The following is a 20,639-nucleotide window of genomic DNA, read 5'->3' as shown; positions in this document are numbered from 1 at the left end:
CGCGATGACGGTCAGGCGAAGGACGCCGCATGGGCGTCGAGTTGTTGGGCGGTGAGGGCGAAGACCCCATGGCCCCCGCGCTCGAAGTCGAGCCACAGGAAGGGTACCTCGGGGAAGGCCGCCTCCAGGTGGCGGTCGGAGTTCCCCACCTCGACGATCAGCACCCCCTCGTCGCTGAGGTGGTCGCGGGCCTCGCGCAGGATGCGCCGCACGATGTCCAGGCCATCGCTGCCGGCGCCCAGGGCCAGGGCCGGCTCGTGCTGGAACTCGGCGGGCATGGTGGCCAGGTCCCGGGCGTCCACGTAGGGCGGGTTGGAGACGATCAAATCGTAGCGGCGACCGGCCAGGTTGGCGAAGAGGTCGGACTCCACCGCGCGCACCCGCTCCCCCACGTCGTGGCGGCTGATGTTCTGCCGGGCCACCGCCAGGGCGTCGGCGCTGATATCCGCCAGGTCCACCTCGCAGGTGGGCAGGTGCAGGGCGGTGGCGATGCCGATGCAGCCGGAGCCGGTGCAGAGGTCGAGCACCCGGGCCGGGGGCAGGTCGCCGAACCAGGCGGCGAAGCCCTCCTCGATCAGTTCGGCGATGGGCGAACGGGGAATCAGCACCCGCTCGTCCACGTCGAAGGGGTAACCGGCGAAGAAGGCCTCGCCGAGCAGGTAGGGCAAGGGGCGCCGGTCGCTGATGCGGGAGCGCACCAGGGTCACGATGCGCGCCCGCTCCATGGGCAGCAGGCGGGCATCGAGCACCGCCGGATCCACGTCCCAGGGCAGGTGCAGGGCGCCCAGGGTCAGTGCCACCGCTTCGTCCCAGGGCGAGGCGGTGCCGTGCCCGAAGTGCAGGCCATGGGCATGAAACTCGCTGGCGGCCCAGCGCAGGCAGTCGCGCAGGCTGACCAGCCCCTCGGTGAGGGCCTCGTCGGTGAGGCTCAGGGTGGAATGGGCGGCGGGGCGTTGAGCGGCCACACGGACTCCTGTCTCGGCGAAATCGGTTGGGCGAAAGATTGTACCCGCAGCGCCGTCCGGTTCACAGTCACCGCCGAGTCGCTATACTGGGCGCCAAGTCCAGAATCCCCCAACGAGAGCCCCCATGAGTCGACGCCAGGGTGAACCGCCCGAGGAGGAGATCTCCCTATTCCGCCAGGCCCTGGAAGAGGCCGGCGTGCGCCGCCTAAAGGCCAATCGCGCCGACCCCGGCCGCCCCCGGCGCCAGGCCGAGAGCCTCGCCGAACGCCGCGCCGCGGCCACCGCCGCCGACCCCAGCCAACCCACCAGCCGTACCTCCGACGGTCGGGTGGAGCCGGTGCGCCCCTCGGAGTACCTCGACTTCGCCCTCCCCGACCTGCCCTACCGCACCCAGGCCCAGCTCAAGCGCGGGCGCATTAGCTGGGAGGCGGGCCTCGACCTGCACGGCTACACCCTGGAGGAGGCGCGCCGCGAACTGGAGAGTTTCCTCCACGACGCCCTGGCCCGGCGCAGCCGCTGCGTGCTGGTGGTCCACGGCAAGGCACGCAGCCAGAATGCCCTGGACGACTACCCGGTGCTCAAGAGCCATGTGAATGCCTGGCTGCGGGAGTGGCCCAGCGTGCTGGCCTTCTGTTCCGCCATCGAGGCGGACGGCGGCACCGGGGCGGTCTATATCCTATTGCGGCGCCGTGGCGAGGCCCTCTAGGCCGCGACCTAGGAAGACGCCATCCCGCGGTCTTCTCCCGAGGAGTCCTCCTCCGAGGCCTCTCCCCCCGTCGCGTCGTCGGCGGTCTCGGCATCCGGGGCCCTGAGCTCGGCTTCGTCGATCATCGTCTGCTCTCCCGCCACCCCGGGCACCGACTCGCTGACCGGGGCGAGGGTGGCGACCTTGGGTCCCACATGCACCGCCATCTGCACCCCCTCCGGGGTGGTCTCGTAGCTATCCAGGGCCTGGTCGGCCAGGTGGCGGCCCAGGCGAATCAGCGCCTCGGCACGATGAAACTCGTGGGCGCCGCAGACCGTCTTGGGAATCTCGATCAGCACGTCCGGCGGATAGCCCGCCACCTTGTACTTGGCCAGCGTCGCCTGGGTGATATCGAAGGAGGCCAGGACCATCTCCAGGCGCCCCCAGGCACGCTGGCGGGCGGCCTTGGCCCCCCCGTTGTCGCTGTCGTCCTCGGTGGAGGAGAACCAGCGCTGGGTGCGCCGTCGCACCTCCTCGAACCAGCCGGCGATGCCCCCCTCTTCTTCGCGGGCGGCCTCCTCGGCGGCCTCCTCCGGGGGCAGCAGGGCCTCCAGGCTCACCGGATGGGGACTGTGGGCGGTGACGTTGACCGCCATCACCAGGTCGGCCTGGGCGGAGATGGTGGGCATGATCGGCAGGGGGTTGAGCAGGCCACCATCCACCAGCACCTGCTCGCCGAGATGCACCGGGGTGATCACCCCGGGCACGGCGATGGAGGCGCGAATCGCCTGCAGCAGCGGACCGGACTGGAACCACACCTCCCGTTGGCGTACCAGGTCGGTGGCCACCGTGGTGACCGGAATCTCCAGCTCCTCGATCAGGGTCTCGCCGATCAGGCTCTCCAGCTTGGCCATCACCTTGTTGGCGCGCATCGCTCCCATGGGGCTCCAGCTCACGTCCACCAGGCGCAGCACATCGATATAGTCGAGCTTGCCCACCCAGTCGCGATAGGCGCCCAGCTGACCGGCGGCATAGACCCCGGCCACCAGGGCCCCCATGGAGCACCCCGACAGGGCCACGATCTCGTAGCCGCGGGCCTCCAGGGCCTCGATCACGCCGATATGCGCATAGCCCCGCGCCCCGCCGCTGCCCAGCACCAGGGCCACCCGCTTGCCGGTGCCCGTCGCCTCGCTCATGGCGCCTCCTCAACGTTCCGCGCCTCGCCGCTGCCCAACACCAGGGCCACGCGCTTTCCCGAACCAGTCGCCTCGCTCATGGTGCCTCCTGAACTCGCTGTGACTCGTCTCGTGTCGCCCACCAGGCCAGGATCGCCTCGGCCACCGCATCCACGGCATCCGGCTCCAGGTGCAGGTGGTGACCGCCCGGCAGCACCCGCCGCTCGAGACCCCGCAGCGCCTGGCGCGCCTGCTCGGCATGGGCGCGCCGGCCAAGGATGCCCGCCTCGCCCTCCACCAGCAGCGTCGGCGCCTCGATACTCTTAAGCATGGCGCGGCTCTGCTCCGGTGACAATCGCACCAGGGAGGGACGCAGCAGGCGACCATCGGTACGCAGTCGCACCCGCCCCTCCGCCGTGGGCGCCAGGTTGCGGGCCACCAGGGGCTCGGCGGTCTCGGTATCGATGGGGGTCACGCCCCCCGCCACCCGGGCCGCCAGGGCGGTGGCCGCATCGGGGTAACGGGGCGACGGCGACGAGGGGCGGCGATGGCCGAGCAGGCCCTTGCGCAACTGCTGGGCGACCTCCTCCGCCGGGGTGGTGAGGCTGCCGATACCATCGATCAGCATCAGCCGCTCGACCCGTTCCGGCAGCGCCGCCGCCACCAGGCAAGCCACCCCGGCGCCCATGGAGTGCGCCAACAACGGTGCCGCCGCCAGGCCCAGCTCGTCCAGGGCATCGAGCACCGCATGACAGTTGTCCCAGAGCGCATAGTCGGTGCCCTCGGGACGCGGCGCCGAGTGCCCATGGCCGGGGAAGTCCAGGGCCAGCACGCGGATCTTCCGCGCTTCCACCAGACGGGGCGCCAGCCGCGAGAAACTGGCCGCATTATCCAGCCAGCCATGCAGGGCCAGCCAGGTGGGTGCCTCGGGATCGCCCCAGGCCAGGGCCGCGAGCCGGCCCTCGGCCAGGGTCAGAGATTGGGGCTCATCGCGCATCGCGGCCTCTCCTCTAATAGTGTCTCCAGGGTGGAGAGCAGCACCCGACGGGTCTCGTCCGGGTGCTCCATGGGAAACATATGGGTGCCGGGTACCGTCTCCACCCGCACCCCGTGACGGCGCAGGCGGCGGCGCCGACGCGGAGTGATCAGGTCGGAGTCGCGCCCACCCAGCATGGCCAGGGGCACGCCCAGGCGGTGCGGCAAACGGCTCAGATGATCCGGCAGCTGGCGGAAGATCTCTGCCTCGATCTCCGGATCGAAGGCGAGCCTCGCCCGGCCGTCATCGAGCAGATGGGTGGCACCTTCCACATAGTCGCGCAGGGCGTCATCGGTAAAACGCGAGAAGAGCGGACGCCGCCTGAGGGCGCGATGCATGGCCTCGCGGCCGGGCCACTCGGCGCGGCGCCCCTTGGTGCGCCCGGCCGGGGTCAGGCGATCCATCATGCCCAGCCGCTTGGCGGCCTTCATCACCCAGGCGTCGACCCCCAGCATCAGCGGGGAATCGAGCACCACCACGCAGCGAAAGCGCTCCGGGGCCACCTCGGCGGCCATGGCCATCAGGACCCCGCCCATGGAGTGCCCCACGCCGATCACCGGGGCCTCGAAGGCCGCCAACCGCTCCAGCAGCTCGTCGCGCAGCGCCAGCCAGTTGGGGCCCACCGGGTAGTCCGGGTGGTGGCCCAGGCGGTCGAGGGCCTCGACGCGAAAATGCGCCTCCAGTGGCGCCAGCAGGCTGCGATAGCTGGCCCCGGTGAAGCCATTGGCATGGGCGAAGAGCAGAGTGTCGTGGGCAGGAAGCGGCATAACGAGGATGTCCCAACGTGGCGATAGCAGACTAACGGGTTTACCATCGAGTGGATAGGCGAAGCGCCTTGATCAAACACTTGTTCTAACTCATTTGACGCCAATCCGCCAGGGAGCCCCCCGTGACCCGACCCCGTGATACCCGCCTGCGCAACCGCCTGTTCTTCGCCACCGTACTCGCCGCCATCGTCGTCGGCCTCTGGCTGGCGCGCTGATGGAGCTCGGCGCCCTCTTCTCCCAGACCCTGGAGATCACCCTGCCGGTCTTCGCCATGGTCTTCATCGGCATCGGCCTGAAGCGTCTCGGCTGGATCGATCAGGGTTTTATCAACACCGCCTCGAGCCTGGTGTTCAAGGCGACCTTGCCGACCCTGATCTTCCTCAGCATCGTGCGTGCCGACCTGGACGCCACCCTCAACCCCGCCCTGCTGGGCTACTTTGCCCTGGCCACCCTGGTCAGCTTCGTCCTGATCTGGGGCTGGGCAGCATGGCGGGTGCCTCTGGCCGAGCGGGGCAGCTATATTCAGGGCGCCTTCCGCGGCAACTGCGGCATCGTCGGTCTGGCGCTGGCCGCCGGTATGTACGGGGAGTACGGTCTCTCGGCCGGGGGGGTGCTGCTGGGTGTCGTCATTCTCAGCTACAACAGCCTCTCGGTGCTGGCGCTCGCCGCCTATCAGGGAAAGGCACGCACCGACTGGCGTGGCATCTTCGCCAGTATCCTCAAGAACCCGCTGATCCTCGGGGTGGTGGCGGCCCTGCCCGTCGCCCTGCTCGAGCTCCGCCTGCCTGGCTGGCTGATGACCTCGGGGGACTACTTCGCCTCGCTCTCATTGCCCCTGGCGCTGATCTGTGTGGGGGCCACCCTGTCACTTGGCGCCCTGCTCGACTCCGGGCGACTGGCTACCGGTGCCAGCCTGATCAAGATGGTGACCCTGCCGGCACTCGCCACCGGCGGGGCCTGGCTGGTGGGCTTCGAGGGGCGCGAACTGGGGGTGCTCTTCCTGTTCTTCGCCAGCCCCACGGCGGCGGCGGCCTTCGTGATGGCCAAGGCGATGGGCGGCAATACGGTGCTGACGGCCAATATCATCGCCCTGACCACCCTGATGGCCAGCGTGACCATCACCCTGGGTGCCTTCGGCCTTAAGGCCGCGGGACTGATCTAACCCCGCCCCTCGTCGCGGGAGGCGCCGATCACCACCTCGAACTGCTCCAGGCCACCGCCCTCGGCGGTGGCTTCCGCGGGCATCGGGTTGGCATGGGCCCGCTTGAAGTCGTCGCTGCCCACCCAGGCGCGGAAGGCCGCCTGGCTCTCCCACTCGGTCTCCACCACATAGGGAGCCTGGTTGCCCAGGGGGCGTAGCACCCGCATGGCGATAAAGCCGGGCTGCTGGTCGATCTCGCCGGCACGACGGCGGAAGCGTTCTTCGAATTCCGATTCGAAACCGGCATTCACGAAGACGCGGTTGTTGACGATAAAGGTCATGGGATCTCCTTGAGTCTTAAGTGGCCAGGTCGGCGGGGGTGATCAGGCCACGCAGCCGGGCACAGCCCGCCGCCCAGGCCTCGGCCTCCAGCTCCGCCAGGGCGGCAGTGGCAAAGCCCGGCCCCATGGTGACGCGGCCCTCCACCAGCAGCCCGGTGAGGGCGCCGACCAGCGGCATATGACTGACCAGCACCAGGGGCCTCCCCTCGGGCTGCGTCAGCAGCCAGTCAGCCACCGCCCGGGGGTCGTCATCCGGGGTGATGCCTTCATGGATCTCGAGGGCGACGCCCAGCGCCGCGGCGATGGGCTCGGCGCTCTGTCGGGCGCGGCGGTAGGGACTGGCCAGCACTCGGCAGGGGCCGATTCCGCGGGTCCCGAACCACGCCGCCATGGCGGCCACCTCGCGGTGGCCCCGGGGCGTCAGCTCCCGGGCGCTGTCCGGGCGACCCGCTCCCGCCTCGCCGTGACGCATGATCCACAGTCGCTCGTTCATGAGCCCGGCTCCAGGCGACGGGCCTGCTGGACGTCCTCCCGGGAGAGGATGAACTCCACGTCGCTGCTCTGCTCCCCCTGCATCAACATCTTGGCCATCTGCCGCGCCGGTACGCCCTCGAAGAGCACCTGATAGAGCCCCTCGGCCAGCGGCATGTAGACGCCATCCTCGCGGGCCTTGTCGCGCACCAAGCGTACCGTGTTGACCCCCTCGGCCACCTGACCCAGGGCCGCCACCGCCTCGTCGAGGCCCTTGCCCTGCCCCAGGGCCTGGCCGACCCGGAAGTTGCGCGACAGGGTCGAGGAGCAGGTGACGATCAGGTCGCCGACCCCGGCCAGGCCCAGGAAGGTCATGGGGTTGGCGCCCTGATCCACGGCGAAGCGACTCATCTCGGCCAGGGCCCGGGTCATCAGCATGCTGCGGGTGTTCTCGCCCATGCCCAGCGCCGCGGCCATGCCGGCGGCGATGGCGTAGATGTTCTTCAGAGCCCCGCCCAGCTCCACCCCATGGCGGTCGTTGCTGGCATAGACCCGGAAGTAGTCGCAACCCAGCGCGGTCTGCACCCGGGCCCGGGTCAAGGCATCGTCGCTGGCGATCACCGTGGCGGTGAGCTGCTTGTCGGCCACCTCGGAGGCCAGGTTGGGGCCGGAGAGCACGCCAATATGAGGGAAGCCGGTCTCCTCCTCGAGGATCTGGCTCATCAGCTTGAAGCCCTCCTCCTGGATGCCCTTGGTGGTGCTGACCAGGATCTGCTCGGCATGCAGGTGGGGGCGCGCCTGGCGCACCACCTCGCGGAAGGCCTTGGAGGGAATCGCCACCAGCACCAGCTCGGCGCCGGCCAGCACCTCGGCCATGTCACCCGAGGCGACCACCGCCGGATTGATGGCGTAGTCGGGCAGGTAGCGCCCGTTGCGATGCTCGGCATTGATCTGGGCGACCAGCGCCGGATCCCGCAACCACTGGCGCACCCGGGCGCCGTTATCCGCGGCGATACTGGCGAGTGCGGTGCCGAAGCTACCGCCGCCGAGTACCGCGACCGTCATCTGTTCCTCTGCCATAAGGGGCCCCGCAAGACTGAGTGAGGTCTCGATTGTAGCGAAAAAGACGCCCGAACCGGCAGCCGGTTCGGGCGTCTTCATGCTGTCATCACGAGATGACGATCAGTCGAGCAGGGCCAGCAGGTTATCGATGCTCTCCCGGGCGTCACCGTAGTACATCCGGGTGTTCTCCTTGTAGAAAAGCGGGTTCTCGATGCCCGAGTAGCCGGTGCCCTGGCCACGCTTGCAGACGAACACCACCTTGGACTTCCACACCTCCAGCACCGGCATGCCGGCGATGGGGCTGTTGGGATCCTCCTGAGCCGCCGGGTTGACGATATCGTTGGAGCCGATAACGATCGCCACGTCGGTCTTGGGGAAGTCGTCGTTGATCTCGTCCATCTCCATGACGATGTCATAGGGCACCTTGGCCTCGGCCAGCAGCACGTTCATGTGCCCCGGCAGGCGCCCGGCCACCGGGTGGATGGCGAAACGCACCTCCTTGCCGGCGGCGCGCAGCTTGCGCACCAGTTCGCTGACCGCGTTCTGGGCCTGGGCCACCGCCATGCCGTAGCCCGGCACGATGATCACGCTGTCGGCCTGGTTGAGGCTGCTGGCCACCCCCGCCGCGTCGATGGCCACCTGCTCGCCCTCGATCTCCGCCGCCGGGCCCTGGGTGCCGCCGAAGCCGCCCAGGATCACGCTGAGGAAGTTGCGGTTCATCGCCTTGCACATGATGTACGAGAGGATGGCACCGGAGGAGCCCACCAGGGCGCCGGTGACGATCAGCAGGTCGTTGGAGAGGGTGAAGCCGATGGCCGCCGCCGCCCAGCCGGAGTAGCTGTTGAGCATGGAGACCACCACCGGCATGTCGGCGCCGCCGATGCCCATGATCAGGTGCCAGCCGATGAAGAAGGCCAGGGCCGCCAGCACCAGCAGGGTCCAGAAGCCGGCACCGTTGAGGTAGGCCACCGCCAGCAGCAGCGAAACGGCCGCCGCGCCGGCGTTCAGCCAGTGACCGCCGGGCAGCTTGTGGGGCTTGCCGTCCACCTTGCCGGCCAGCTTGCCGAAGGCCACCACCGAGCCGGTGAAGGTCACCGCGCCGATAAAGATGGCGAAGATCACCTCGAGCTGCAGGAAGGTCAGCTCGGCGGCGTCCTTGGTGGCGACGAGGGCGGCGAAGGCGGAGAACTCGGCCATCGACTCCCCGGCGGCCTGGGCGGCCAGCACCCGAATGCGCTCCAGGTCGGCGCTCCAGGCCACGAAGACCGCCGCCAGGCCGACGAAGGAGTGCAGCGCCGCCACCAGCTGGGGCATCTCGGTCATGCCCACCCGCTTGGCCACCATGACCCCGATCACGGCACCGATCAGGATCATCGGGATCATCAGCCAGTAGTGACCGATGCCCGGGCCGAAGGCGGTGAAGAAGACCGCCAGGCCCATGCCGACGATGCCGTACCACACCGCCCGCTTGGCCTTCTCCTGGTTGCTCAGCCCCCCCAGGGAGAGGATGAACAGCACACTCGCCGCGATAGAAGCGGCAGAAACGAATCCTTGACTCAACATCAGTTTTCTCCGCCCCTCAGGATTTCTGGAACATGGCAAGCATCCGGCGTGTCACCTGGAAGCCACCGACGATATTAATGGTGGCGATCAGCACCGAAATGGCCGCCATCAGCACCACCAGCCAGTTCCCCGAGCCGATCTGCAGCACGGCGCCGAGGATGATGATCCCCGAGATGGCGTTGGTCACCGCCATCAGCGGCGTATGCAGGGAGTGGCTGACGTTCCAGATCACCTGGAAGCCCACGAAACAGGCCAGCACGAAGACGATGAAGTGCTGCATAAAGGAGGCCGGGGCGATCTGCGCCAGCAGCAGCATCAACACGCCGCCGGCCCCCAGCAGGGTCACCTGGCGCTTGGTCTGGGCCTTGAACTCGGCATGCTCGGCGGCACGCTTCTCCTCCGGGGTCGGTGCCTTCTCCTTGGGCTTGGGCTTGGCCGCGGCGATCGCCTTCACCTTGGGGGGCGGCGGCGGGAAGGTGATCTCGCCCTGGTAGGTGACGGTGGCACCGCGGATGACATCGTCCTCCATGTCGTGAACGATCTGCCCGTCCTTCTCCGGGGTCAGGTCGGTCAGCATATGGCGGACATTGGTGGCGTAGAGCAGCGAGGCCTGGGTGGCCATGCGTGACGGGAAGTCGGTGTAGCCCACCACGATGACGCCGTTGTCGGTGACGACACGCTCGTCCGCCACGGTCAGGTCGCAGTTGCCGCCCTTCTCGGCGGCCAGGTCGACGATCACCGAGCCCGGCTTCATGGCCTTGACCATGTCCTCGAGCCACAGCTTGGGGGCCGGCTGGCCGGGGATCAGCGCCGTGGTGATGACGATGTCCACCTCGGGGGCCTGTTCGCGGAACAGGGCCAGCTGCTTCTCGCGAAATTCGGGGCTGGAGGGCTTGGCATAGCCACCGCTCTCGGCGCCGTCGGCGCTCTCGTCGAAGTCGAGGAACAGGAACTCGGCGCCCATGGACTCGATCTGCTCGGCCACTTCCGGACGCACGTCGAAGGCGCGCACCACGGCGCCCAGGCTGGTGGCGGTGCCGATCGCGGCGAGGCCGGCGACGCCGGCGCCGATCACCAGCACCTTGGCCGGCGGCACCTTGCCCGCGGCGGTCACCTGGCCGGTGAAGAAGCGCCCGAACTGGTTGCCCGCCTCGATCACCGCCCGATAGCCGGCGATATTGGCGGTGGACGACAGGGCATCCATCTTCTGGGCGCGGGAGATCCGCGGCACCATGTCCATGGCGATGACATTGGCGCCCTTGGCCTGGCAGGCCGCCAGCAGCGCCTCGTTCTGGGCCGGCCAGAAGAAGCTGATCAGGGTCTGGCCGTCGCGCAGGTACCCGGTCTCGGCCTCGGAGGGCTCGCGCACCTTGATCACCACCTCGGCGTCGCGCCACAGCGCCTCGGCGCTCTCCACCACGCCGACGCCGGCGTCGCGGTAGGCGGCATCGTCGAAGCCGGCGGCCACGCCGGCGCCGCTCTCGATCAGGCACTCATGTCCCAGCTTCTGCAATTGCTGGGCGCTCTCCGGAGTCAGGGCGACCCGCGCTTCACCGCGGGCGCTCTCCTTGGGGGCTCCGATCTTCATGCGCGTCCTCCTCGTCCCTGGGCAGTGATACCGTCGCCGCGGGTCTCTCCTCGCTGGCCGGGTCGGGCCTCGCCAGGCCGGAACCCGCCGAGCCGTGAATCCATCAACGGATGCATGGGCAGTCGCTCCTCGTGTCCAGTGTCACCACTCATGGGTGGTACGTTATTGGGGGGATAAGGAAAATCCCTACTAGTCTCCTTAGTCCAAAAAGGCAAAAGCAAGCCTTTTGTGAAAACTTTGACTTATATAAAAAACTTATCCCGACCATAACCCTGGGCTTATCGTTAAAACAACGACAAGCCATTGTTTATCAAGGATATGAAGGCAAACGCCAGACCATGGAACGGCTTATGGACGCCATAATGAAAGGGTTATTCCTGGGCGTTAGAAATATTGGACCACCTCGCGAGTGGAAGTAATGGTGGCATAGCGCCCGGCCAGCAGCGCCAGGCTGGCCTGGTGCAGGGCCTCGCCGGACCAGGCCCGGCCAGCCAGGTCGGCGAGGGGGAAACAGGCGCAGGCGTCCTCCACCACGCTCAGCGAGAAGCCCAGGCAGGCGCCGTGACGCACCGTGGTGCCCACCGCATGGCCGGTGGTCACGCCGGCCACCACCAGATGCCCCACCCCATGACGGCGCAGCCAGGCCTCCAGGTCGGTGTCCACGAAGGCGCTGTCCATATGCTTGGTGAGCACCCGCTCGCCCTGGGCGGGGGTAACACAGTCCTTGAACTCGGCGCCGGGTTGCCCGGCGCGACGCGGTGACCCCGGGGAGCGGGAGAAGTGGCGCACATGGACGATATGGCCGCTGCCGCCCCGCCAGCAGGCCAGCAGCTCGGCCAGGTTGGCCTCCAGGTCGGGGTTGCTGGGCTCGCCCCAGCCGTCGATGGCCCGCTGCATATCGATGATCACCAGGGCCGCACTCTCGTCGCGGGCATCACAGAGGCGCAGGCTGGTACTTCCGTAGCGGGGGGTCATGGCATCCCTCTCGACAAGGCCGCGGCGGCGGCATTCCCTCAGCATAGGTGCCAAGCGGCGCGCCTGCCGGGAAGCCCCTAAACGCACCTCCTTCGACTGCCGCGCCCTTGACCCGCGCACCAACGCAAACACCCCGCCGAGGCGGGGTGTTGGTGTTGCGACGGCCCGAGACGGGGCTTAGGCGGTCAGCAGCGCATTGAGCCGCTTGACGTAGGCGGCCGGGTCCTCGAGCTGCCCCCCCTCGGCGATGATCGCCTGGTCGAAGAGGATATGCGCCAGGTCGCCGAAGGCGTCGCCCTCGGCGCCCTCCAGGCGGGCCACCAGCGGGTGCTCGGGGTTGAGCTCGAGGATCGGCTTGACCTCGGGCAGCGTCTGGCCGGCGGCCTCCATGATGCGACGCATCTGGAAGCCCATCTCGTGCTCCGGCAGCACCACACAGGCCGGGGAGTCGGTCAGGCGATGGGTCACCTTGACCTCCTGCACCGCCTCGCCCAGGGCCTCCTGGACCCGCTTGACCAGGGCCTCCTTGGCCTTGGCGGTCTCCTCCTGGGCCTGCTTCTCCTCCTCGTTCTCCACCTCGCCCAGGTCGAGCTCGCCCTTGGCCACGTCGACGAAGGCCTTGCCCTCGAACTCGCTGAGGTGGCTCATCAGCCACTCGTCGATGCGGTCGGAGAGCAGCAGCACCTCGATGCCCTTCTTGCGGAAGATCTCCAGGTGCGGGCTGGACTTGGCCGCCTTGAAGCTGTCGGCGACGATGTAGTAGATCTTCTCCTGGCCTTCCTTCATGCGCGACACATAGTCGGCCAGGGATTGGTCCTGGGTGGCGCTGTCGGTATGGGTGGTGGCGAAGCGCAGCAAGCCGGCGATCTTCTCGCGGTTGGCGAAGTCCTCCGCGGGGCCCTCCTTGAGCACCGTGCCGAAGGTGTTCCAGAAGGTCTGGTAGGCCTCGGCGTCCTTGGCCAGCTTCTTGAGCATGTCCAGGCCACGCTTGGTCAGGGCGGACTTGATCTTGTCGACCTGGGGATCCTGCTGCAGCAGCTCCCGGGAGACGTTCAGGGAGAGGTCCTTGGTGTCCACCACGCCCTTGATGAAGCGCAGGTAGAGGGGCAGGAACTGCTCGGCGTCGTCCATGATGAAGACGCGCTGCACATAGAGCTTGACGCCCCGGGCGCCATCCCGCTCGTAGAGGTCGAAGGGGGCACGCCCCGGCACGTAGAGCAGGCTGGTGTACTCCAGCTTGCCTTCCACCTTGTTATGGCTCCAGGTCAGCGGGTCGCTGAAATCATGGGCCACGTGCTTGTAGAAGGCCTGGTACTCCTCGTCGCTGATCTCGCCCTTGGGGCGCGCCCAGAGGGCGGTGGCCTCGTTGACGGTCTCCCAGGTGGTGACCTCGCTGCCCTCGATCTCCTTGCCGTCGTCGTCCTTGGCGGTCTCCACCTTGGGCAGGCGCACCGGCACCTCGATGTGGTCGGAGTACTTGCGCACCAGGCTGCGCAGGCGGAAATCGTCGGCGAACTCCTGGGCGTCCCCCTTGAGGTGCAGGACGATCTCGGTGCCGTGGGCCTCGCGCTCGATGTCGGCGACGCTGAACTCGCCCTCGCCCTTCGAGCGCCACTCGACGCCGGAGGCCTTGTCGCTGCCCGCCTTGCGGGTGCGCACCGTGACCTCGTCGGCGACGATAAAGCCGGAGTAGAAGCCGACCCCGAACTGGCCGATCAGCTTGGCGTCCTTCTGCTGCTCGCCGGAGAGCTGCTGCAGGAACTCGGCGGTGCCGGAGCGGGCGATGGTGCCCAGGTTCTGGATCACCTCGTCGCGGCTCATGCCGATGCCGTTGTCGCGCACGGTGACGGTGCCCGCCTCGCCGTCGTGCTCGATCTCGATGCGCAGCTCGCTGTCGCCTTCGTAGAGGGCGTCGTTGTCCAGGGCCGCATAGCGCAACTTGTCGCAGGCGTCGGCGCCGTTGGAGATCAGCTCACGCAGGAAGATCTCCCGGTTGGAGTAGAGGGAGTGGATCATCAGCTTGAGCAGCTGCTTGACCTCGGTCTGGAAGCCCAGGGTTTCTTCATGAGTGGCGGTGGACATCTGGCAGGGTCCTCATTGAATCACGGAGTTGCTGGCGCGAGGCGCCGGAAAATCGCAGTGAGGTGTCATATGGGGCCCGCCACGGGCTTTTCAAGTCCCTCGCTTAGCCATCGGGCGAAACCAGCAGGGCATGCAGCCGCGCCCGGGCCACCGGCCGGGCCTCGTCTTCCTGCCAGGCGGTCACCGAGACATTGGCCAGGCGCCGCCCCTCCCGGGTGATCTCGCAATGGGCCAGGGTCGGTACCACCCGGGCACTGCGCAGGTAGTCGATGGCGAAGTCGACGATCTTGGGCAGCCGGGGGCTCTCCCCGACTCGCATCAGCTCCAGCAGGCCCGCCGTCTCCATAAAGGCCCCCACCACGCCACCGTGCAGGGCCGGCAGCAGGGGGTTGCCGATATTCTCCGGCCTGGGCGCCAGCCGATAGAGGAAGCGTGGACGCCGCTCGGCCACCTCAATGCCGAGATGGCGGGCATAGGGAATGGCCTCCAGCCAGGCGGCGATATCGCCCCGGGCATGGGTCTCGGCCAGCCAGGTCTGTCGGGGGTCGTGGGTCATGGCGTCGGCTCCGAATCGGCAAACAGGGCCTCGGCGAAGCCCGGTGGGGTATTGCGGGCCCCGAGGCGGGCGAAGTTGCCGATGCCCCGGGCCAGCGGTCGCTCCGGCGCCTGCCAGATCAGCCCCTCGGTAAAGACCACCGACTCGGTCAGGCGTACGACCCAGGCCTCGCCCCAGAGGTCGTGCCCGGCCACCCCGGGACGGAAATGGTCGACCCGCAGGTCGAGGGTGGGACACACCTCCGGGGCCGGCAGGCCGCGCAGTACCGCCGAGCCGCAGAGGGTGTCGAGGAGCAGGGTCAGCACCCCGCCATGCACCAGGCCACGCCGGGCGTCCCCCAGTAGCGTCTCCTGCCAGGGCAGACGCATCCGCAAGCGCGGCGACACCGCCGTCACCTCAAGGCCCAAGGCCCGAGTATGGGGAATCACCCCCACGAAGCGGTTCATGGCCGCCAGCCACTCTGACTCGCTTCGCTGTCGATCATCAGCCTGCATGTCGCCCCCGAATTCGAACAATTGTTTTAATCTAGCGCCGATCGCCCCGCCGCCGCAATCTTCACGGCCAGGCTTACTCTCCGCGAAACACGCCTCGGCCCCGGGCCCCACTATCCATGTCGGTTCACGGCGACACTACTCAGACGGCGTCAGATGGGCGAGGATGAAGGGATGCCACGCCCCTCTCAGCATGACGCCCAGGAATTCGCCATGGCCCCGAATCGCAACTCTCCCTTCCATCCCGCCCAGCTCAAGCGTCGTCTGATCTCCCTGGCCACCGCCACCGCCCTCTGCCTGCCACTGGCCCAGGCCGTCCAGGCCGATGACCGTGCCCTGCGCGAGGCACTGAGCGCGGCCCGCGATCAACAGTGGAGCCGTATCGACGAGGCCGCCATCGAGGGCCATGTGCTGGCCGGCTACGTGGAGTACCACCGCCTGCGAGCGCGGCTGCCCCAGGCGCAACCCGCCGAGGTGCTGGCTTATATCGAGCGCCACCAGGACTCGCCCTTGGCCGGCTGGATGCGCAACCAGGCGATCACCCGCTACGGCCAGGCCGGTGACAAGGCCCGCCTGCTGGCGGTCAGCGACGGCGCCCCGGAGGGCACCGAGCGACAGTGCTACTACTATGACGCCCTGCTCGACCGCGACCCCGAGGCGGCGGCCCGGGGCGGCCTGTCACTCTGGTTCGCGGGACGCTCCCAACCGGATGCCTGCAACCCGCTCTTCTCACGCCTTCGCGCCCAGGGGGTGATCGGCGAGCCCGAGACCTGGGAGCGCCTGATCCTGGCCTGGAAGGCCGGCGAGACCGGGCTGGCCGGCTTCCTGGGCCGCCAGTTGGGCAGCGGCTGGCAGCCGGCCCTGGACGCCTATGAGCGAGTCCGCGGCGACTATGCCGCCATCGCCGAGGCGGCTCCCCGCCTCGGCGATCACCCGGCGACCCCCGGCCTGGTCAGCGGCGCCATGCATGGCCTGACCCGAGCCGATACCGCCGCCGCCCTGAGCACCTGGCGCCGCCTGGCGCCGCGACTCGAGCTGGGCGAGGAGCGCCGCCAGGCCATCGAGCGGGACCTGGCCTTCTACTCCATGGTGCGCAATGTCCCCGAGAACCGTGCCTGGGTCGACGAGGCGCTGCCACGCCTGGCCACCGGCGACCTGCTGGAGCTGCGGGTGCGTACCGCCCTGGGCGCCCGGGACTGGCGTGGGGCGCGGGACTGGATCGCCCTGATGCCCGACGACACCCGCCATAACAGTCGCTGGCAATACTGGCAGGCCCGCGCCCTGGAACAGCTCGGCGATAGCCCGGGAGCCCAGGCCGCCTACGAGCGCGCCGCCGAGGGGCGCAGCTTCTTCGCCTTCGCCGCCGCCGACCGCCTCGGCCGGCCTTATGCCCTGGGCGATGAACGCAACCGCTACAGCGAAGCCGAGCGCCGCGAGGTGGCCCAGTGGCCGGTGGTGCGCCGCACCGAGGCACTGCGGCGCATCAACGAACCGGGCCTGGCCAACAGCGAGTGGCTGGGGGCCGTGGCGCGCGCCGATGGCGAGACCGCACGAAGGCTGGCCGACTACGCGGCAAGCCAGGGCTGGCATGCCAAGCTGGTGCAGACCACCATCGCGGGACGGATGTGGGACGCCCTGGAATGGCGCTTTCCCGCCGCCTACCGCGACAGCTTCCAGCGCTGGGGCGGTGAAGCCGGGGTCGATCCCTACCTGCTGATGGCCATTGCCCGCCGCGAGAGTGCCTACAATGCCGAGGCCCTCTCCCCCGCCGGCGCCCGGGGCCTGATGCAGTTGATGCCGGGCACCGCGACCCTGGTCAGTCGCCAGCTGGGCCTCGCCGATCCGGGGCCCTACGGGGTCCTGGAGCCGGAGCTCAATATTCGCCTGGGCAGTACCTATCTCGGCGACATGCTGGGCCGCTACAGCGGCAACCGCCTGGCGGCGGCCGCCGCCTACAACGCCGGCCCCGGTCGGGTCGATCGCTGGCTGCGCGACTCGCCCCGGGAGTTCGACCTCTTCGTGGAGAGCATTCCCTTTCGCGAGACCCGCGACTATGTGCAGGCGATCATGACCTATCGGGTGATCTTCGAGAGCCTGGCCAATGGCGGCGAGAGCCGCGGTATCGCCCTGCTGAGTGCCAGCGAGGCCAACGGCAGCTACGATACCTCGCTACTGGCTCGACAATAGACGCCCGGGCTTCGCTGGAAGCTGGATAACAGCCTGATGTGAATCGCCCCCATGGCAAGCCATGGGGGCGAATTTCTTCCAGCTTCAAGCTGATGGCTTACCGTTCCGGACGCCGGCCGGGGGGGTTAGCCGGGCTGGCGCTCCAGGGCCAGCCTGATCCCCAGAGCCACCATCACCGCCCCGGTCACGCCATCCAGGCCCCGTGCGACCCAGCGCTTGGCCAACCAGTGGCCGGCGCTGCTCACCATCAAGGCGAGGCTGATCTGCCACAGGTTGGCGATCACGAAGTGCACCCCGGCCAGGAACAGCGACTTGGCCAGGGCCGGATCCCCGGGGGCGATAAACTGGGGCAGGAAGGCCATGTAGAAGACCACCGTCTTGGGGTTGAGCACATTGGAGAGGAACCCTTCCCGCAGCGGCTGCCAGACCGGCACCCGCCGGCTGGCGGCGCCGCGTACCCCGGCCACCGGCAACAGGCGTCCGCGGCGGGCGCTGAGCAGGCTCTGCAGGCCAAGCCAGATCAGGTAGCCGGCGCCGGCCAGCTTGAGCAGCGAGAAGGCCCAGGCCGATTGCAGCAGGATCAGCGAGATCCCCAGCGCCGAGATCGCGGCATGCACGAAGAGCCCGCAGCAGATCGCCAGGCTGGTCAACACGCCATCGCGAACCCCGCCACGGCTGGCGTTGCGAATCACCAGCAGGGTATCGACCCCGGGGCTCAGGGTCAGCAGGGTGATGGCCACCAGGAAAGGCCAGAACTGGGCATCGATCCACATGGCTCAGAGCACCCCCAGTTCCCTCAGCCGCTCCTTGAGGTAGCTGTCGGCGGTATGCCGCTCGGAGAGCACCACCTCGGGGCGCGGATGCAGGAACAGCGGCAGCGACACCCGGGACTGCTCCCGCGCCGCTCCGCTGGGGTTGACCACCCGGTGGGTCGTGGAAGGGAAATGGCCCCGGGAGGCTTCCTGGAGCATGTCCCCCACATTGATCACCAGTTGGCCCGGATCGCAGGGCACTGCCAGCCACTCCCCCTCCCGGGTGCGCACCTCGAGTCCCGGCTCGTTGGCCGCCGGCAGCACGGTGATCAGGTTGATGTCCTCATGGGCCGCGGCACGCACCGCCCCGGGCAGCTCGTCGCCGCCCAGGGGCGGATAATGCAGCACCCGCAGCAGGGTCTGCTGGCTGTCCTCGATCATCCGCGACAGGGGCTCCCGGAAGTGAGCGGCGATCTCGGCCGGGGTCTCGGCCTCGATCCAGCCCAGCAGGGTCGCCGCCAGGGTCTCGGCGCGACGATAGTAGTCGAGGATCTCGTCGCGCAGCGCCGGCGGAATCCGCCCCCAGGGGTAGACGTGGTAGTACTCCTTGAGATCCTTGACGCTCTGTCCCTTGGCGGTCTCGGAGACCTCCGGCGGAAAGTAGCCGTCCTGACGCACCGGGTCATAGCGCCAGTCCAGCGCCTCCTCGCTGCGGAAGAAGGCCAGCCAGTGGCGGTAGATCGAGGTCAGCAGTTCCGGCGGCAGGGGGTGGTTGCGCAGTACCGCGAAACCGGTCTCGCGCAGCGAAGCGACGAAGCGTTGACGGGCATCATCCTGGGTGAAATCGACATTCTGGACGTGCATGTTTTTTCCATCTACAGTGATTTCGGGGCATCCAAATGGGGCTCATGTCGTCATCTTGACGCATCCCCGATGCTGATGCACCATCGATTGCGTTGGTTTGCAAGATGAAAGTCGTCAGTTGTTGATCGATCCTTCGAGACTCCCAGTGCGCCTTCTTCTTCGCGTCAGCCACGCACTACGGACCCGTGCCTCACGAGAGGAAAGGGTCCAGCAACATTATTTAGCTAGTAAGGAATTCGACGATGGCAACTGGCACTGTCAAGTGGTTCAACGACACCAAGGGCTACGGCTTCATCTCTCCGGATGATGGTGGCGACGACCTCTTTGCACACTTCTCCGAAATCCAGGCCGATGGCTTCAAGACCCTGCAGGACGGTCAGAAGGTTTCCTTCGAGGTCACTCAGGGCAAGAAGGGCCTCCAGGCCTCCAACATCCGCGTCGAAGGCTAAGCCCAGACTCGGACGCCAGTTGTCGGCCCCCGCGGTACGCAAATGGCACCAACAAGAAGGTCCGCCTCGGCGGACCTTCTTGCGTTTATGCCCCTTGCCATGCCTCAGGAGTCGATATCGCTCTCGGCTCCCGGCAGCTCGTCGAGGGAAGACTCGCCAGGCACCTGGCTCTCGGCCTCCTCGAACTGCTCCTCGATGCGTCGCTGCGCCTCCTCGAAACGGCGCTCGGTCTCCTCCAGGAACTGATCGATATCGGAGTCGGTGGTCTCGCCCGGCATGGCGGTCTGCTCATCCAGGCGGCCAGGCTCCTCGGTGAGCACATCCTGCTGGCTCGGCTCCGGCACTTCCTCGCCGGGGATCGCCGCGCCGGATGTCTCCTCGGCCGGCAACGGCTCGTCGGCGGCCTCATCCGGGAGCGACTCGTCCATCGCCTCGGCGGCGACCGGCTCCTCCGCGGCCTCCTCGGGCAGCATCTCGTCGGTGGTTTCCTCCGGTGCCGCGTCCATGACTGCCGGGGCCTGCTCTTCCTGGGTCGGCGCCTCCGGCTCGTCTCCATTGCCGCAGGCAGCCAGCAACAGGGCCGTGGCGGCAGCCAGGGGAATCCAGGGTTTCATGCTCATACAGGGTCTCCAGCTAATGGATGGCGAGAAATCATCGTGGTGTCATATTCCAGCAAAGGCCCGGGACACAGGCAAGTCAAATCACCCGCCTCGGCGGGCAGCGAGAATGCCGCAAGGTGGCTTATTCGGCCAGGGGAGCCAGGCGAAACTCCAGCAGGCCGGTTTCCTCACGCAGCCGCTCCACCAGGCGCCCCAGGTTCTGGCGATCGTGGGTCTGCAGGGTCATATGGTACTCGAAGACGCTACCCCGCTGGCTCAGCCGGTAACTGAGTGCCTTGATACGAAAGCCCTGCTCGCGGATCATCCGGCGCACCTCCGCTTCCCCCGGCGCCGCCTCCACCGGGAAGGCGAGCATATGATCGGCGAAGTGCTGTCCCGGCATGCGCGCCTCCACCCAGCGAAACAGCGACAGGGTCACCAGGGTGATCAGGGTCACGCTGACCGCGGGGAACAGGAAGCCGATGCCGTAGAGGATCCCCAGCGCCGCGGTCATCCAGATCGAGGCGGCGGTGGTCAGGCCGCGTACCGTCAGGCCCTCCTTGAAGATCACCCCGGCGCCCAGGAAGCCGATCCCGGTCATGATGCCCTGGGCCATGCGGGTGGGGTCGGTGGTGACGGCCGTGGTCGGCAGCATCCCGCCCAGCCAGTCGCCCTGGTGGGTGGTGACGATCATCAGCAGCGCCGAGGCCAGGCACACCAGGGCGTGGGTGCGAAAGCCGGCGGGGCGCCCGTGATAGCTGCGCTCCAGCCCGATCAGGCTGCCCGCCAGCCAGGCCGCGGCCAGGTAGACCAGGATCATCACTTGGTCGGTCGTCATCCCCGCCCCCCGCTATCACTCCTTGTCGACTCCATCATAGTTCAATGCTGAC

The 20,639-nt window shown here is 68.1% G+C and carries 21 protein-coding genes; 4 read left to right on the top strand and 17 right to left on the bottom strand.

Going from position 1 to position 20,639, the window contains the following annotated elements:
- Positions 1-11: 11 nt before the first annotated feature.
- Complete coding sequence (prmB, locus tag IHD13_RS09190) at positions 12-965, bottom strand: 50S ribosomal protein L3 N(5)-glutamine methyltransferase (protein WP_195860746.1); 954 nt, start codon at positions 963-965, stop codon at positions 12-14.
- A 124-nt stretch (positions 966-1,089) separates the two neighbouring features.
- On the opposite strand from prmB, the gene IHD13_RS09185 reads away from it, so the two are divergent.
- Positions 1,090-1,671, top strand: a complete 582-nt coding sequence (locus IHD13_RS09185; protein ID WP_195860745.1) for a Smr/MutS family protein — start codon at positions 1,090-1,092, stop codon at positions 1,669-1,671.
- An 8-nt stretch (positions 1,672-1,679) separates the two neighbouring features.
- Here IHD13_RS09185 and IHD13_RS09180 read toward each other — a convergent pair whose 3' ends face one another.
- The 3 genes from IHD13_RS09180 to IHD13_RS09170 all read right to left on the bottom strand — a co-directional run bounded on the left by IHD13_RS09180 (position 1,680) and on the right by IHD13_RS09170 (position 4,628).
- Complete coding sequence (locus IHD13_RS09180) at positions 1,680-2,846, bottom strand: patatin-like phospholipase family protein (RefSeq protein ID WP_442786567.1); 1,167 nt, start codon at positions 2,844-2,846, stop codon at positions 1,680-1,682.
- A 76-nt stretch (positions 2,847-2,922) separates the two neighbouring features.
- A complete protein-coding gene (locus IHD13_RS09175; RefSeq protein ID WP_195860744.1) occupies positions 2,923-3,822 on the bottom strand; it encodes an alpha/beta fold hydrolase in 900 nt (299 codons plus the stop codon).
- Positions 3,798-4,628 carry an alpha/beta fold hydrolase gene (locus IHD13_RS09170; protein WP_195860743.1) on the bottom strand — a complete coding sequence of 277 codons (831 nt, stop codon included), beginning with the start codon at positions 4,626-4,628 and terminating at the stop codon, positions 3,798-3,800. The genes IHD13_RS09175 and IHD13_RS09170 overlap by 25 nt, the downstream gene beginning before the upstream one ends.
- Positions 4,629-4,842: 214 nt before the next feature.
- Between IHD13_RS09170 and IHD13_RS09165 the strand changes: the two genes are divergently transcribed.
- Positions 4,843-5,790 (top strand): AEC family transporter, encoded by a 948-nt coding sequence (locus IHD13_RS09165; protein ID WP_195860742.1) that lies wholly within the window; start codon positions 4,843-4,845, stop codon positions 5,788-5,790.
- Here IHD13_RS09165 and IHD13_RS09160 read toward each other — a convergent pair.
- The 9 genes from IHD13_RS09160 to IHD13_RS09120 form a co-directional block, all read right to left on the bottom strand.
- Entirely contained in the window at positions 5,787-6,110 is a 324-nt protein-coding gene (locus IHD13_RS09160; RefSeq protein ID WP_195860741.1) for an antibiotic biosynthesis monooxygenase family protein, read from the bottom strand. The genes IHD13_RS09165 and IHD13_RS09160 overlap by 4 nt on opposite strands.
- A 16-nt stretch (positions 6,111-6,126) precedes the next feature.
- Complete coding sequence (sixA, locus tag IHD13_RS09155) at positions 6,127-6,603, bottom strand: phosphohistidine phosphatase SixA (RefSeq protein ID WP_195860740.1); 477 nt, start codon at positions 6,601-6,603, stop codon at positions 6,127-6,129.
- Positions 6,600-7,661, bottom strand: coding sequence for an NAD(P)H-dependent glycerol-3-phosphate dehydrogenase (locus IHD13_RS09150; RefSeq protein ID WP_195860739.1), 1,062 nt, complete (start codon positions 7,659-7,661; stop codon positions 6,600-6,602). The genes sixA and IHD13_RS09150 overlap by 4 nt, the downstream gene beginning before the upstream one ends.
- Positions 7,662-7,763: 102 nt before the next feature.
- Entirely contained in the window at positions 7,764-9,206 is a 1,443-nt protein-coding gene (locus IHD13_RS09145; RefSeq protein WP_195860738.1) for an NAD(P)(+) transhydrogenase (Re/Si-specific) subunit beta, read from the bottom strand.
- A gap of 16 nt (positions 9,207-9,222) precedes the next feature.
- On the bottom strand, positions 9,223-10,794 hold the full coding sequence (locus IHD13_RS09140) for a Re/Si-specific NAD(P)(+) transhydrogenase subunit alpha (RefSeq protein ID WP_195860737.1): 1,572 nt from the start codon (positions 10,792-10,794) through the stop codon (positions 9,223-9,225).
- A 384-nt stretch (positions 10,795-11,178) separates the two neighbouring features.
- Positions 11,179-11,769, bottom strand: a complete 591-nt coding sequence (locus tag IHD13_RS09135) for a cysteine hydrolase family protein (protein ID WP_195860736.1) — start codon at positions 11,767-11,769, stop codon at positions 11,179-11,181.
- 177 nt (positions 11,770-11,946) lie between these two features.
- Entirely contained in the window at positions 11,947-13,851 is a 1,905-nt protein-coding gene (gene htpG, locus IHD13_RS09130; protein ID WP_195860735.1) for a molecular chaperone HtpG, read from the bottom strand.
- A 103-nt stretch (positions 13,852-13,954) separates the two neighbouring features.
- The gene (locus IHD13_RS09125) at positions 13,955-14,407 is read right to left on the bottom strand and encodes a PaaI family thioesterase (protein WP_195860734.1); all 453 of its coding nucleotides are present in this window, start codon (positions 14,405-14,407) and stop codon (positions 13,955-13,957) included.
- The gene (locus tag IHD13_RS09120) at positions 14,404-14,901 is read right to left on the bottom strand and encodes a PaaI family thioesterase (RefSeq protein ID WP_195860733.1); all 498 of its coding nucleotides are present in this window, start codon (positions 14,899-14,901) and stop codon (positions 14,404-14,406) included. The genes IHD13_RS09125 and IHD13_RS09120 overlap by 4 nt, the downstream gene beginning before the upstream one ends.
- 210 nt (positions 14,902-15,111) lie before the next feature.
- Between IHD13_RS09120 and IHD13_RS09115 the strand changes: the two genes are divergently transcribed.
- Positions 15,112-17,085 carry a transglycosylase SLT domain-containing protein gene (locus tag IHD13_RS09115; RefSeq protein ID WP_195860809.1) on the top strand — a complete coding sequence of 658 codons (1,974 nt, stop codon included), beginning with the start codon at positions 15,112-15,114 and terminating at the stop codon, positions 17,083-17,085.
- Positions 17,086-17,210: 125 nt separating this feature from the next.
- Here IHD13_RS09115 and IHD13_RS09110 read toward each other — a convergent pair whose 3' ends face one another.
- Positions 17,211-17,858 carry a LysE family translocator gene (locus IHD13_RS09110; protein ID WP_195860732.1) on the bottom strand — a complete coding sequence of 216 codons (648 nt, stop codon included), beginning with the start codon at positions 17,856-17,858 and terminating at the stop codon, positions 17,211-17,213.
- A gap of 3 nt (positions 17,859-17,861) precedes the next feature.
- Positions 17,862-18,701 (bottom strand): isopenicillin N synthase family dioxygenase, encoded by an 840-nt coding sequence (locus IHD13_RS09105; RefSeq protein ID WP_195860731.1) that lies wholly within the window; start codon positions 18,699-18,701, stop codon positions 17,862-17,864.
- Positions 18,702-18,943: 242 nt separating this feature from the next.
- Here IHD13_RS09105 and IHD13_RS09100 point away from each other — a divergent pair, with 242 nt between their 5' ends.
- Positions 18,944-19,150, top strand: a complete 207-nt coding sequence (locus IHD13_RS09100) for a cold-shock protein (protein ID WP_195860730.1) — start codon at positions 18,944-18,946, stop codon at positions 19,148-19,150.
- A gap of 104 nt (positions 19,151-19,254) precedes the next feature.
- On the opposite strand, the gene IHD13_RS09095 is transcribed toward IHD13_RS09100, so the two are convergent.
- Positions 19,255-19,770, bottom strand: a complete 516-nt coding sequence (locus IHD13_RS09095; RefSeq protein ID WP_195860729.1) for a hypothetical protein — start codon at positions 19,768-19,770, stop codon at positions 19,255-19,257.
- Between the two features lie 121 nt (positions 19,771-19,891).
- Positions 19,892-20,587 (bottom strand): MgtC/SapB family protein, encoded by a 696-nt coding sequence (locus tag IHD13_RS09090; protein WP_195860728.1) that lies wholly within the window; start codon positions 20,585-20,587, stop codon positions 19,892-19,894.
- Positions 20,588-20,639: the final 52 nt, after the last annotated feature.

Source organism: Halomonas sp. 328 (genome assembly GCF_015645095.1).
Taxonomy (GTDB): Bacteria; Pseudomonadota; Gammaproteobacteria; order Pseudomonadales; family Halomonadaceae; genus Bisbaumannia.
The sequence above is the reverse complement of the archived record's forward strand: the minus strand, read 5'-3'. Positions and strand labels throughout refer to the sequence as shown.